The following is a 13322-nucleotide window of genomic DNA, read 5'->3' on the forward strand; positions in this document are numbered from 1 at the left end:
ATCAGGCGACGTTCGCCCTGGTGACGACTTCGCGTAGGCGCCGATCGTTGGCGTGCTTGTTCCGCCAGATGATGTAGCGGCGGATCATGCTGCCCTGCTCCTTGTGGCTGGCGTGGTCGGTGCTGTCGAGGTCCCGGATTCCGGGCCACCGAGCAGGGCCGCGGTGAGGGCGGCGGCGGTGAGCAGGGGGAGTGCTGAAGCCTCACCCGCTCGCCTCCTTCGGTGAATCAAGACATGCCGCGGCTATTCAGACGAGCCGCTTACGGCCCCAGAAGAAGAGGAAGGCCACGACGCCGGCGGTCAGGGCGAACAGAATCGACGACCCGAACCACTGCATCCCACTCATCTGCGAGAGGGGAAGGTAATCCACCGACGCGCCGACGACGTCCGCCTTCTTCATGCACAGGTCAGTGCCCTGGTCCGACAGTGTTTCCGTGCACGTGTTCAAGTCGAGCAATTTTCCACTGCCGGTGACATACGAGGCATCGACCTGAGCCGCGGTGCGGGGCACCTCCGGGAACGTGATCAGGGAGCCGGGGCTCACAGGCTTGCTGGTGACCGTGACGGCGTTGCCCAACGACGGCGTGAAGTGGCCCCAGACGGACTGGAGGGCGGCGGTGAAACCGAGGGTCACGACCATGGCCACCAGCGTGCGGCGCAGCACCGCACCGATCAACACCCCGCCGAACACGGAGAGGAGGGTGAGGGCGACGGGCACCGGGCCCGTGGTGTTGAAGAAGTCCTTGGAGGTCCAGTCAATGCCCCCGTAGTGGGACTTGATGGGGTTCCACCACCAGGCGAACACAACCGACAGCGTGACCGTGCTCACCACAACCACCAGCCCGGCCAGCCCCAGCTTCGTGGCGAGCCAGCGGTTGCGGCTCGCGGACTGGGCGGCGATCAGCTTGGACGTTCCGCTCTCCAGGTCGCCCGCGAGCAGCGGAGCGCCGAGGAGGACACCGAGCATGATGGGTATCGCCGTGAGACCGGTGGTGACGGAACCGAACGCGTCGACGTACGGCTCGAACTCCGTGTCCGCGTCGCCGAGGGCCTTGGCGGGGAAGCCGTAGGCGTCGAGGAAGTCCATCATCTGGCCGCGCTGGTAGGCGATCCAGACCGCGCAGAGCGCGGTGGCGGCGATGATGGTCCAGAACGCGGCCCGGTGCTGGCGCCAGACCAGCCAGGTCATGCCGCTCAGGCGGGGGCGCCGGGTGGGAGCCGTGGTGGTCGTGGTCCTGGCCCCGTGCCTGGGTCCGCTCTTGGAACCGTTCATTGTCCCGTTCATCGTCCGGTTCGTCGTTCCGTTCTTTCCGTCGATCGAGGGGCCGGTGAAAGTGCTCATGCCGCCACCGTCCCGGTGCCGAACGCCTGGCCCTGGACCTGGGCGGTGGGGGTGATCAGCGGTGGCGCGTCGGGTGAGCGGAGATAGGCGAGCAGGAGTTCCTCCATGCTCGGGGCGGTCACCTCCCAGGGGCCGGTGACCGGGCCCTCCGGGCGGATGAGCGCGGTGAACTGCCGCCCGCTGGTCCGGGCCTCGACGAGGGTGTGATACCCGAGGGCGGCAGGCAGGCGATCGCCCTCCCTGGCCCCGGTGACCACGGCGTGCACGGTCATCAGCTCGTCCACGTCACCGGCGAGGCGCACTCCGCCGTCGGAGACGACGAGGAGGAAGTCGCACACGTTCTCCAGTTCGGCGAGGACGTGGGTGGACATCACCACGGTCGTGCCGCGCTCGCCGGCCTCGGCGAGGAGGGTGCCCATGATTTCGTGGCGCACGACCGGGTCCAGGTCGGACATCGGCTCGTCGAGCAGCAGCAGGTCGGGGCGTTTGCCGAAGGCGAGGGCGACAGCGACGCGGGTGCGCTGGCCACCGGAGAGGGTGCCGATCTTCGCGTCGAAGGGCACACGGCCCGCGCGGACGATGTCCTCGGCGACGCGCTGGTCCCAGCCGGGGTTCAGCTCCCGCCCCAGCCGCAGGGTCTCCGCCACGGTGAAGCGACGGAACAGCGGCTTCTCCTGCGCGAGGAAGGCCGTACGCAGACCGGACTCCACCGAGCCCGGCGCCTCGCCGAACAGACTGAGCGAGCCCTGCGTCGGCTCCAGGACATGGGCCGCGATGTTCAGCAGCGTGGTCTTGCCCGCCCCATTGGGGCCGACCAGCCCACAGATCCTTCCCGCCGGAAGCCGGAAGGTGCAGTCCCTCAGCGCCCAGCCCCGCCGGTAACGCATCCCCAGCCCGCGCGCCTCGAGCGCCGGCTCCCCCGCATACATGACGTCACTCACTTGTACTCCTGGTTGTCGTGGCCCCCGTGACCGCCCCGGTCCCGTGGGCGTACTGCTGCTCCAGCGCCGACGCGACCAGCGCGGCCACGTCCTCCTGCTCCAGACCGGCCCCTGCCGCCTTCGACATCCACGCCACCAGCTCCGCGTACAGCGGCGAGTCGGTGCCCGTCTCGGGGCGGCCCAACGTGCGGCGTACGAAGGTGCCCTGGCCCGGTCGCGGTTCGACCAGGCCCTCGCGCTCCAGCTCGCGGTACGCCTTGAGGGTGGTGTTCGGGTTGACCGCGCTCGTCTCGGCGACTTCCTTGGCGGTGGGCAGCCGGTCGCCCGGCACCAGTACGCCCAGCCGCAGGGCCTGCTTGGTCTGCTGCACGATCTGCTGGAAGGCGGGGACCCCGCTCCGCCTGTCGATGCGGTACTCCACGGCCACCACCTCTTCCATCATCATTCCACTACTCGATTAGTGGAATGATGATGGGAGGGAGTGGCGGCAGTTGTCAACGGGGTTCGGGAACACACCAGGAGAGAGGGAGGGCAACGACGAGACCGGAGGGGCTCGTCGGACGACGTTTCGGTGGTCAGCCGGGTTGGTCCGAGTGGAGCGGGAAGCGGCGCGCCGGTCTGCGCGGCGGGCGTCGAGCTCGCTGTCTCCGGGAAGGCGTGGCCGGTCGTACGGCATCGCCCGGCGGTGAGGATCCGGTGGCGGCGACGTAGCGGCTGCGGATCCTGGTCGGAAGAGGGGCCGTCCCGGGGCGCGCGCGTCGGCGCGCGCCCCGGTCACGGCTTCCGGTCGAGGGCCGTCCCCCTCGACCGGAGTTCTCGGGCGCTCAGCCGCGCGCGGCGATGCGGGCGAGCCGCTGCGCCTCGTCCCGCGTGGCGCGGGCGATGGCGTCCTCGTCGACGGTCGACAGACGGCCGTCCTCGACGATCTGACGGCCGTTCACGAAGGAGGCCGTGACGGGTGCCGCCGCGCCGAAGACCAGCGCGGTCACCGGGTCGGCGATGGAGGCGTGGGCCAGGGTGTCCAGCTTCCACAGCACGAGGTCGGCGAGCTTGCCCGGCTCCAGGGAGCCGATCTCGCCCGCGCGGCCGAGGACCTGGGCGCCTCCGTAGGTGCCGAGCCGCAGTGCCTGACGGGCGTTCAGGGCGGCCTCGCGGTGGGCGCCGAGGCGGTTGATGAGGAGCGCGTTGCGCAGCTCGGTGTGCAGTTCGCCCGACTCGTTGGACGCGGTGCCGTCGACGCCGAGGCCCACGGGGACGCCGGCCGCGAGCATGTCGGGGACCCGGGCGATGCCCGCCGCGAGCCGGGCGTTGGACGACGGGCAGTGCGCGACACCCGTCCTGGTGCGGGCGAAGGCCTCGATGTCGGAGTCGTTCATGTGGACGCAGTGCGCCATCCACACGTCCTCGCCGAGCCAGCCCGTGGACTCGAAGTAGTCGGTCGGGCCCATGCCGAACAGTTCGTGGCAGAACTTCTCCTCCTCGACCGTCTCCGAGCCGTGGGTGTGCAGCCGCACCCCGAGCCGGCGCGCCAGCTCGGCGCCCTCACGGAGCAGTTCGGTGGAGACGGAGAACGGCGAGCACGGGGCGACGGCGACCTGCGTCATCGCGCCGGAGGAGGGGTCGTGGTGCCGGCGTACGGTCTCCTCGGTGGCGGCGAGGGCGCCTTCGAGGGTCTCCACGGCGAAGTCCGGGGGCAGGCCGCCGTCCTTCTCGCTGCGGTCCATGGAGCCGCGGGCGAGGGTGAAGCGGACGCCCATGTCGCGGGCGGCGCCGATGATCGCGCCGGAGAGGTCGCCGGAGCCCTCCGGGAAGACGTAGTGGTGGTCCATGGCGGTGGTGACGCCGCCGCGGGCCATCATCGCGAGCGAGCCCTGCGCCGCCGCGCGGACCATCGGCTCGTCGATGCGGGCCCATGTGGGGTACAGCGCGACCAGCCAGTCGAAGAGGTTGTGGTCCGTGGCCAGGCCCCGGGTGATCCACTGGTAGAAGTGGTGGTGGGTGTTGACCAGACCGGGGGTCACCAGGTGCCCGGTGGCGTCGATGCGGCGTACGACGTTCTCCAGGCCCTCGGGGGCCCGGCCCGCGCCGACCGACTCGATCAGGTTGTCCGCGAGGACCACGTGACCCGAGGGGTGCTCGGTGTCCTGCGCGTCCACGGTCGCGATCGCCGCGTTCTCGATGACGATGCGCTGAGCCATCGTTCGTCCTCTGCTTTCCGTTGCTTTTCCGTGTCCGCGTCAGAGGTTGGTGAGGTCCACCGGGATCCTCGCCTCGCAGCCGTCCCTGAGGACGGTGGCCTCGATCAGGCCGTAGGGGCGGTCGGCGGCGAAGTAGACCTCGTTGTCGTTCTTCAGGCCGAAGGGCTCCAGGTCCACCAGGAAGTGGTGCTTGTTGGGGAGGGAGAAGCGGACCTCGTCGATGTCGTCGAGGTTGTCGATGATGCGGGCGCCCATGGCGTAGAGGGTCTGCTGGAGCGAGAGCGAGTACGTCTCCGCGAAGGCCTGGAGCAAGTGCCGCTTGACCTGCTCGTAGGACGCGTTCCAGTCGGGCGCCGCCTGCTCGTCGTCGGTCCAGTGGAAGCGCCAGCGGCCGGAGACCTCGGTGGCCAGGACGCGGTCGTAGGCCTCGGGCAGTGTCGTGTACTTGTCCTTGACGTAGCCCCAGAACTCGGAGTCTGTCGAGTTCATCACGACCAGGTCCTTGAGCCCGGAGACCACCTCCCAGGAGGAGCCGTCGTAGGTGATCTGCGTCAGCCGCGTCTCCTGGCCCTTGCGGACGAAGGAGTGGGCGCCCGGCTTGGCGTGCTCGATCCGCTCCCAGGCGTACTCCTCGATCCGGATCCGGGCCCGGTGGATCGGCTCCTGGCTGGTCACGAAGTGGCGGGCGAGGTGGATGCCGAACTGCTCGGCGGACTCGATGCCGTACTCCTTGGCGAACGCGTACACCGTGTTCTTGGTGGTGTCGGTCGGCAGGACGTTGGCGTTGGAGCCGGAGTAGTGGACCTCCTCCATGTCGCCGCTCAGCGACACGGAGACGTTGAGGTCCTTGATGTGGTGGGTGGCGCCGTCCCGCGTGATCCTGACGACCCGGTTCTCGGCCTTGCCGTACTGGTTCTGTCCCAGCACCGGGCGGGCGGGTCGGGGATTGACGGTCATAGCTAGCTCCCTCGGTATACGGAGTAGCCGAACGGGTTGAGCAGCAGCGGCACGTGGTAGTGCTCCCCCGGTCGCACGGCGAAGGTCACCGCCACCTCGGGGAAGAACACGGCGCCGCTGTCCCGGTTCGCGGGGGCGTCCTGCTGCGCCTCGGCTCGGTTCTTCGCGGGCTTCTGGAAGTACGCCTCGACGGCGAAGTCGAGCCGTACGTGGGTGGTCCCCTCCGGCAGGGCCGGGAGGTCCTTGCACCGCCCGTCCGCGTCGGTCGCGGAGCCGCCGAGCGCCCGCCAGTCCGCCTCGCGCCCCGAGCGGGCGAGGAGGTGGACGGCGACGCCCCGGGCGGGGCGGCCGACGGAGGTGTCCAAAATGTGCGTGGACACGGATGCGGTGGTGCCGGTGCTCATGTCTCAGGCGTCCTCTTCGACGAGTCGGGCGAGCCGGATACGGTTGATCTTGCCCAGCTCGGTCCGGACGATCTCGCGCTCGCGTTCGGCGGTGTTGCCGATCCGTTCCTTGAGCGCGTCGCGCATCTGCTCGCCGGTGCGGCCGGTGGCGCAGATCAGGAAGACGTGGCCGAACTTCTCCTGGTAGGCCAGGTTCAGTTCGAGCATCTCCGCCTTCAGCTCGTCGGAGGCGCCGGCCATGCCGCGCTGTTCGCGGGCGGAGGCCGGGTCGCCCGGCTTCGGGCGGCCGATCGGGGGGTGCCCGGCCATCGCCTCCGCCAGGTCGTCGGCGGTCAGCTCGGCCATGGCGGCGTCGCTGGCGGCGTAGAGGTCGTCGGCGGTGGTGCAGGGTCGGGCGGCGAGCAGCCGCCGCACCCACGCGGTGGAGGCGCACGCCTCCAGGAGTACGGCGCGGGCGGCCTGCTCCGGAAGGTCGTTGAACCGGGCGAGGGCCGGGGGCAGGGGAGTCGACGTCACGGAAGCCTCCGTGGCCGCGAACGGCCGTCGTGCTGAACGGGCTGCGGCCAGCTAACGCCCCGACGCCACACCACGTCAACACTTTGTTGAAAATTCGGGGTGGCGAACCCCTGGCCGGCTCAGCCTTCCTTCTCCCGGTTGAGGTAGTTGTAGACCGTGAAGCGGCTGACGCCGAGCGCGCTCGCCACGGTCTCCACCCCGTGCCGCACGGAGAAGGCGCCCCGGGCCTCCAATGTCCGTACGACCTCCTGCTTGGCCTTGCGGTCCAGGTCGGCGAGCGGCTTGCCCTTCTTGCGCTCCATGGCGGCCAGGATGTGGTCGAGGGAGTCGGCGAGCTGCGGCAGCCGTACGGCGACGGCCTCGGTGCCGCCCCAGGAGAGCACGACGTCGTCGGGGCCGGCCTCGTCCGGCGGGAGCAGCTCTCCGCCCATGGCGTCGACCAGCGGTTTCACGGCGGCGATGAAGGACTCCTGCCCGGCCCCGGTCACTCGCCCTCCCCGAGGACGTTGACCTGGAGGGAGATCCGGGTGGCGCCGGCCGCGAGGGTCTTGCGCAGCAGCGCGTCGACGGCGCCCAGGACGGCGTCGGCGCCGCCCTCCGCCGTGTTCCCGAACGGGCCGACGTCCACGGCGTCGAGGTCGGCGGCGTGGACGACCTCGCGGGCCACCAGCGCGTGCGCGGGTGCCTCGTCGAGGTCGAAGGGCTCGGTGGTGAACTCAACCCTCAGTCGCATCGCGCCCCCACACCTCTCTGACCTGCACACGGTTGACGCCCCTCCGCGCGGAGGGACACGGCGTCCCGCGCCTGGACCGACGGAACCCGGGACCCGGGACCCCGACCTTAACGGACCGGGCGGCCGGACACGGGGGAAGCCGCCGGGCCCCCTTCACGGGCCGGTGCGCACGGACCTCACCCGAGCCCGGCGGGACCGCCCGCCACCGTTCCGCCGACTCTTGACAAGCCGTGACGACCGGCGGCAGTCTTCCATTAAGCAGAAATGAAATTCCACATTATGGAAAATGGGCAGTCGATACGGAAGGGAGCGTCCGCCGTGGGATTCCGGGAGCAGCGCTTCAACGTCAACCTGTCGATCCTCTTCACGGAACTCCCGCTCCTGGAGCGGCCCGCGGCCGCCGCCGCGGCCGGCTTCGGCGCGGTCGAGCTGTGGTGGCCCTGGGTCGACTCCCCCACCCCCGCGCGGTCCGAGCTGGACGCGCTGCGCAAGGCGATCGAGGACGCGGGGGTCCGGCTGACGGGCCTGAACCTCTACGCCGGGCAGCTGCCGGGACCGGACCGCGGCGCCCTGTCCGTGCCGGGCGAGGAGTCGGAGCGGTTCCGCGCCAACATCGAGGTGGCCGCCGGCCTCGCCGAGTCCCTCGGCTGCACGGCGCTCAACGCGCTGTACGGCAACCGCGTCGAGGGCGTCGACCCGGCCGAGCAGGACGCGCTGGCGCTGGAGAACCTGACGCTGGCGGCGCGGGCGGCCCACCGGATCGGCGCGGTCCTGCTGATCGAGGCGCTCAACCGGCCCGAGTCCCCGCACTACCCCCTGGTGTCCGCGCCCGCCGCGGTCGACGTCGTGGACAAGGTCGACGAGGCGACCGGACTCGGCAACGCGCGGTTCCTGATGGACCTCTACCACCTGTCCATGAACGGCGAGGACCTGCCGGCGGTGATCGAGCGGTACGCCGCGCGCACCGGCCATGTGCAGATCGCCGACAACCCCGGCCGCGGCGCCCCCGGCACCGGCTCACTGCCGCTGGAGGACCTCCTCGACCGGCTCGGCAAGGCCGGTTACGACGGCTGGGTCGGCCTGGAGTACAAGCCGGGCGACCGCCCGAGCGCCGAGACCTTCGACTGGTTGCGCACCTGATCCCCGTACCGAGAGGCACCCCATGACCACCACCCTCCCCAAGATCGCCTGGATCGGCCTCGGCATCATGGGCTCCCCCATGTCCGAGAACCTGCTCAAGGCGGGTTACGACGTCACCGGCTACACGCTGGAGCGGGACAAGCTGGAGCGTCTGGCCGCGGCCGGCGGCACCGCGGCCGGCTCGGTCGCCGAGGCGGTGCGGGACGCCGACGTGATCATCACGATGGTGCCCGCCTCCCCGCAGGTCGAGGCGATCGCCTACGGCCCCGACGGCATCCTGGACAACGCGCGCTCCGGCGCCCTCCTGATCGACATGTCCTCCATCACCCCGCAGACCTCGATCGACCTGGCGAGGGCCGCGCGGGACAAGGGCATCCGCGTCCTCGACGCGCCGGTGTCCGGCGGTGAGGCGGGCGCCGTCGAGGCGGTGCTGTCGATCATGGTCGGGGGCGAGCAGGCCGACTTCGACGCGGCCGAGCCGATCTTCGAGGCGCTCGGCAGGACGATCGTGCTGTGCGGTCCGCACGGCTCCGGCCAGACCGTGAAGGCCGCCAACCAGCTGATCGTCGCCGTCAACATCCAGGCGTGCGCCGAGGCCGTGGTCTTCCTGGAGAAGTCGGGCGTGGACCTCAGGGCGGCACTGGACGTGCTCAACGGCGGTCTGGCCGGCTCGACCGTGCTGACGCGGAAGAAGGACAACTTCCTCCGGCGCGACTTCAAGCCGGGCTTCCGCATCGACCTGCACCACAAGGACATGGGCATCGTCACCGACGCGGCCCGCACCGTCGGCGCGGCCCTGCCGGTCGGCGCCGTGGTCGCCCAGCTCGTGGCGAGCCTGCGGGCGCAGGGCGACGGCGGCCTGGACCACTCGGCGCTGCTGCGGGCCGTGGAGCGGCTGTCCGGCGCCCGGGTCTGAGACCTCCGGGCCGCGGCGGCGCCGACATCTGTCCTGTCGCGCCCAGGCACCGCCGCGGCCCGGAACCCACGCCGGCCAGGAACCCACCCCGGCCCGGAACCCACCTCGGCCCGGAACTGACTTCGGCCCGAACGAGGTGAGAACAACTCCCGACCCGTGCCCGGGGACTGACGCCATGTCGGCTCCCAGGCGCGCGGCCCGCCGTCCCGCGCGATCCGGATGAGGGGTGATCGCGCGGGGCACGGCGGGCGGGGCGCGGACCGCGGCGGCGTGCGCGCCAGTGCGGTGGTGAAGGACCCGGCCCCCTTCTCGACCAGAGGGAAGGGGCCCGGCTCCGGCGCTCCCGCCGCGGTCCCCGCCCCCACCGATACCCCGTCCGGCGGCGCGAACGTCCTGTCGCGCCCAGCCTCGCGCCGTCGGACGGCCACACCCGCGTACGGTGGCCGTCGGCGTGCGGATCCGCCGCGCCCGCAGGACGCTGAGGGCATGGGCAATCCGACGCAGCACCCGCACATCGTGGTCCACCCGCCGGCCCTGGACGGCTCCCGCCGGGTCACCTCGGGTGACGAGACGCTGGGGATCGCCTCGCACATCGACGACGTGAGCGAGTTCCTCCGGCTGGCCGATCTGTATGTCACCGACGTCGCGGAGAGCGACCTCATCGAGTGGCGGGGCGGCGGCCCCGACGACTGGCCGGGGCTGTCGGAGCACCACTCACCGCAGGAGTCGTAGGCCGGGTACGCCAACCTCAAATCAACCTCTGAACATGGTTCAGCGGGCTTCAACTCCCCTGGCTCCCGGGCGCATTCTGGTGGTGCGGGGCCCGCCGGCACGGGGGTGGCGGGCCCCGCCCCAGGGGGTGTGCCATGCACGAGGACGAAGTCTCGCGGCTCCAGCCGCACGAGGTCGCGCTGTTGCGGGACGGCCCCCGCGCCGCCGTCACGGTCGTGCTGGTCGCCCTGCATCTGCGGGGGCTCGTCGAGCCGGACCGGCCGGGCACGCTGCGGGCCGTCACCGCGGACCCGACGGCCGTCACCGACGCGCGGGAGCCCCCACTGGCGCCCCTGGGGGCCGCGGTGCTCACCGCTCTGCGCCGAACGGCCGCGTCGCGGAAGGTGGCGCGGGATCCGGACGTCCGGTTGGCCCTGGCCCTGATGCGTGTCCCCCTCGCGGGGGCCGGACTGCTGACCTACCCGATGCTGAGCCCGAACCGCGCCGCCCGCCGCGGCCTGCGGGCCCTTCGGGACGCCCACCCGTTGCCCGCGCACCGGCGTGACCTGACGGAGGACGACACGCTGCTCGCGGTGGCCCTGCACGGCGAGGCGGCTCTCCGGGCGCTCGTGCCGCGCTTCGCCCTCCGGGCGGGGCTGACCCCCCGGGCCAGGGTGGCCGGCCCGTATCTCGTGCGGCACCCCCCGCGCGGCGGCGACAGCACCTCGGTGGTGCGCCACTACTGGGACGGCAGCGGCGGTACCGGCGGCGACTGAGCACACGGTGAGGGCGGCCCTCCTCGGAAGGGCCGCCCTCACCGTCGTACCCGTCAGACGGTCAGCGGCCGGATCGCGGTGGGCGCGTGACCGGGCTCCGTCGCGAGTTCCTCGAACTCCACGACGTCGCTGATGTCGTTCGTGCCGGACATCGCGATGTTGGTGACGCGTTCCAGGATCGCCTCGACGACGACCGGCACCCGGTGCTCGGCGGCGAGCTTCTTGGCCTGCTCGAAGGCGGCGCCCAGCTCACCGGGGTCGGTGACCCGGATCGCCTTGCAGCCCAGGCCCTCGGCGACCTTGACGTGGTCGACGCCGTAGACGCCCAGCTCGGGCGAGTTCACGTTCTCGAACTCCAGCCTCACCTGGAAGTCGATGTCGAACGCCCGCTGCGCCTGACGGATCAGGCCCAGAAAGGAGTTGTTGACGAGGACGTGGACGTAGGGGATCTTGTGCTGCGCCCCGACCGCCAGCTCCTCGATCATGAACTGGAAGTCGTAGTCCCCGGACAGCGCCACGACCTGCGCCTCCGGGTCGGCCTTGGCCACGCCCAGCGCCGCCGGGACCGTCCAGCCGAGCGGGCCCGCCTGGCCGCAGTTGATCCAGTGGCGCGGGCGGTAGACGTGCAGCATCTGGGCGCCGGCGATCTGGGAGAGGCCGATGGTGGTGACGTACCGCGTCTCGGGGCCGAAGGCCTTGTTCATCTCCTCGTAGACGCGCTGCGGCTTGATCGGGACGTCGTCGAAGTGCGTACGGCGCTGGAGGCGGGCCTTCTTGTCCTGCGCGGCGGCGGCCCAGCCGGAGCGGTCGGGCAGCCGGCCGGCGGCCTTCAGTTCCCGGGCCACCTCGACGAACAGCTCCAGCGCGGCCCCGGCGTCGGAGGTGATGCCGTAGTCGGGGGCGAAGATCCTGCCGATCTGGGTGGGCTCGATGTCGACGTGGACGAAGGTGCGGCCCCGGGTGTAGACGTCGAGGCGGCCGGTGTGGCGGTTGGCCCAGCGGTTGCCGATGCCGAGGACGAAGTCGGACTCCAGGAAGGTCGCGTTGCCGTAGCGGTGCGAGGTCTGGAGGCCGACCATGCCGGCGTTCAGCTCGTGGTCGTCGGGGATTGCACCCCAGCCCATGAGCGTCGGCACGACCGGGGTGCCGGTCAGCTCGGCGAACTCGACGAGGAGTGCGCAGGCGTCGGCGTTGACGATGCCGCCGCCGGCGACGATCAGCGGGCGCTCGGAGGCGTTGAGCATCGCGAGCGCCTTCTCGATCTGGGCGCGGCCGGCGGCCGGCTTGTAGACCGGGAGCGGTCGGTAGGTGTCCGGGTCGAACTCGATCTCCGTCAGCTGGACGTCGACCGGCAGGTCGACGAGGACGGGGCCGGGCCGGCCGGAGCGCATCAGATGGAAGGCCTGCTGGAACACACCGGGGACCTGGGCGGCCTCCAGGACGGTCACGGCCATCTTGGTGACCGGCTTCGCGATGGAGGCGATGTCGACGGCCTGGAAGTCCTCCTTGTGGATCACGGCGGTGGGGGCCTGCCCGGTGACGCACAGGATCGGGACGGAGTCGCCGATGGCGGAGTAGAGCCCGGTGATCATGTCGGTGCCGGCGGGGCCGGACGTGCCGACGCAGACGCCGATGTTGCCCGGGTGGGTGCGGGTGTACCCCTCGGCCATGTGCGAGGCGCCCTCCACATGGCGGGCGAGGGTGTGGGCGATGCCGCCGGAGGCGTGGAGCGCCGCGTAGAAGGGGTTGATCGCCGCGCCGGGGACACCGAACGCGGCGGTGACGCCTTCACGCTTGAGGATCTCAACTGCCGCGCGGGCAGCGGTCATTCGAGCCATCGAGTACTCCTGCTTCGGCTGTCGGATGGGCTCTCCCGTCGCGCCCCGCGGTGAGCACTTCTCCTTGCTTTCGTCTTGCTTCGCATCTTGCGAAGTTTTCCGGAATGCGGAAATAAACTTCTACTATCTGGAATCAATCTAGGTCGGTGGGGGAAGGCCGTCAAGAGACGGACAGGAGGGCGTCCCTGGAGGAACATGGGCCCATGTCCGAGAGCGTGCCGGTGCGCTGCCCGGCCTGCCGCCGCGAGCGCCGCTACACCGCGCCGTCCTATGCCTGCCCGTGCGGCACCCCCGTCCCCCTCGCCCCCGACCCGGGGGCGGCACCGACGGTCCTCACGCACCGGTCGTGGGAGGAGGACTGGATCACCGTCCCGTGTCCGTCCTGCGGCCGACGCAGCCAGTGGCCCCGGCCGGAACTGGGCTGCCCCTGCGGGACGGTCCTGCGCATCCCGGTGCGCCTCCCCGTGCGCTCCCCGCCCATCCGCACCGCGCTCGACGCGGTGACCGTCACCGTGCTCTATCTCCACCGGCTCGGGCACCGGGACATCCGACGGGCCGACCAGCGGCCCGCCTCCGGTATCGGTCTCGCCGCGCGGGGACTGCTGGCGCGGGTCGACCCGAGCGCGCGGCCGGCCTCGCCGCGGGACGTGGAGTGCCTGTGGCTGACGGCCATGACGGAGTCGGCGCGGTGCGTCTACTTCTCCCTCGCCGGCTACACACCCGAGGCCCGCACCCGCGCCGACTCCCTCGGCGTCCCGCTGTTCGTCCTGGAACTCACGGGCACGCCCCGGCCGGTCAACCCGCCGGCCGACGAACTCGCCGCCCGCGTGTGAGGGGCGGGCCCCTTCGC

15 protein-coding genes and 1 pseudogene are annotated in these 13322 nt (G+C 71.4%); 5 read left to right on the forward strand and 11 right to left on the reverse strand.

The annotated features are described in order from the left end of the window. Position 1: 1 nt before the first annotated feature. From ALMP_RS44150 to ALMP_RS13520, 10 genes and pseudogenes are all read right to left on the reverse strand, one after another. Positions 2-130, reverse strand: a pseudogene (locus ALMP_RS44150) (transposase); the annotation flags it as partial. Positions 131-247: 117 nt separating this feature from the next. Further along, positions 248-1342 (reverse strand): ABC transporter permease subunit, encoded by a 1095-nt coding sequence (locus tag ALMP_RS13480; RefSeq protein ID WP_264927379.1) that lies wholly within the window; start codon positions 1340-1342, stop codon positions 248-250. Further along, a complete protein-coding gene (locus tag ALMP_RS13485; protein ID WP_264927474.1) occupies positions 1339-2271 on the reverse strand; it encodes an ABC transporter ATP-binding protein in 933 nt (310 codons plus the stop codon). Before ALMP_RS13485 ends, ALMP_RS13480 begins: the two co-directional genes overlap by 4 nt. A gap of 4 nt (positions 2272-2275) precedes the next feature. Beyond that, positions 2276-2728 carry a GntR family transcriptional regulator gene (locus ALMP_RS13490; RefSeq protein ID WP_264927382.1) on the reverse strand — a complete coding sequence of 151 codons (453 nt, stop codon included), beginning with the start codon at positions 2726-2728 and terminating at the stop codon, positions 2276-2278. 379 nt (positions 2729-3107) lie between these two features. Next, a complete protein-coding gene (locus ALMP_RS13495) occupies positions 3108-4481 on the reverse strand; it encodes an 8-oxoguanine deaminase (protein ID WP_264927384.1) in 1374 nt (457 codons plus the stop codon). 39 nt (positions 4482-4520) lie between these two features. Beyond that, complete coding sequence (pucL, locus tag ALMP_RS13500) at positions 4521-5438, reverse strand: factor-independent urate hydroxylase (RefSeq protein ID WP_264927386.1); 918 nt, start codon at positions 5436-5438, stop codon at positions 4521-4523. 2 nt (positions 5439-5440) lie between these two features. Further along, positions 5441-5842 (reverse strand): hydroxyisourate hydrolase, encoded by a 402-nt coding sequence (gene uraH / locus ALMP_RS13505; protein ID WP_264927387.1) that lies wholly within the window; start codon positions 5840-5842, stop codon positions 5441-5443. A 3-nt stretch (positions 5843-5845) separates the two neighbouring features. Then, a complete protein-coding gene (gene uraD, locus ALMP_RS13510) occupies positions 5846-6358 on the reverse strand; it encodes a 2-oxo-4-hydroxy-4-carboxy-5-ureidoimidazoline decarboxylase (protein WP_264927389.1) in 513 nt (170 codons plus the stop codon). Positions 6359-6477: 119 nt separating this feature from the next. After that, entirely contained in the window at positions 6478-6846 is a 369-nt protein-coding gene (locus tag ALMP_RS13515) for a helix-turn-helix domain-containing protein (protein WP_264927391.1), read from the reverse strand. Then, positions 6843-7091, reverse strand: coding sequence for a thiamine-binding protein (locus ALMP_RS13520; RefSeq protein ID WP_264927393.1), 249 nt, complete (start codon positions 7089-7091; stop codon positions 6843-6845). The genes ALMP_RS13515 and ALMP_RS13520 overlap by 4 nt, the downstream gene beginning before the upstream one ends. Before the next feature lie 318 nt (positions 7092-7409). On the opposite strand from ALMP_RS13520, the gene ALMP_RS13525 reads away from it, so the two are divergent. From ALMP_RS13525 to ALMP_RS13540, 4 genes are all read left to right on the forward strand, one after another. After that, a complete protein-coding gene (locus ALMP_RS13525) occupies positions 7410-8231 on the forward strand; it encodes a TIM barrel protein (protein ID WP_264927394.1) in 822 nt (273 codons plus the stop codon). A gap of 22 nt (positions 8232-8253) precedes the next feature. Next, positions 8254-9147 (forward strand): 2-hydroxy-3-oxopropionate reductase, encoded by an 894-nt coding sequence (locus tag ALMP_RS13530; protein WP_264927395.1) that lies wholly within the window; start codon positions 8254-8256, stop codon positions 9145-9147. A 486-nt stretch (positions 9148-9633) separates the two neighbouring features. Further along, the gene (locus tag ALMP_RS13535; protein ID WP_264927396.1) at positions 9634-9879 is read left to right on the forward strand and encodes a hypothetical protein; all 246 of its coding nucleotides are present in this window, start codon (positions 9634-9636) and stop codon (positions 9877-9879) included. 134 nt (positions 9880-10013) lie between these two features. Continuing rightward, a complete protein-coding gene (locus ALMP_RS13540) occupies positions 10014-10634 on the forward strand; it encodes a TIGR04222 domain-containing membrane protein (RefSeq protein WP_264927397.1) in 621 nt (206 codons plus the stop codon). A 53-nt stretch (positions 10635-10687) separates the two neighbouring features. On the opposite strand, the gene gcl is transcribed toward ALMP_RS13540, so the two are convergent. Further along, complete coding sequence (gcl, locus tag ALMP_RS13545; RefSeq protein WP_264927398.1) at positions 10688-12472, reverse strand: glyoxylate carboligase; 1785 nt, start codon at positions 12470-12472, stop codon at positions 10688-10690. Positions 12473-12675: 203 nt separating this feature from the next. Between gcl and ALMP_RS13550 the strand changes: the two genes are divergently transcribed. Continuing rightward, positions 12676-13305: a hypothetical protein gene (locus ALMP_RS13550; protein ID WP_264927400.1), complete on the forward strand. Its 630-nt coding sequence runs from the start codon at positions 12676-12678 to the stop codon at positions 13303-13305. The last annotated feature ends 17 nt before the right edge of the window (positions 13306-13322 follow it).

This window comes from Streptomyces sp. A012304 (genome assembly GCF_026008495.1).
GTDB lineage: Bacteria > Actinomycetota > Actinomycetes > Streptomycetales > Streptomycetaceae > Streptomyces.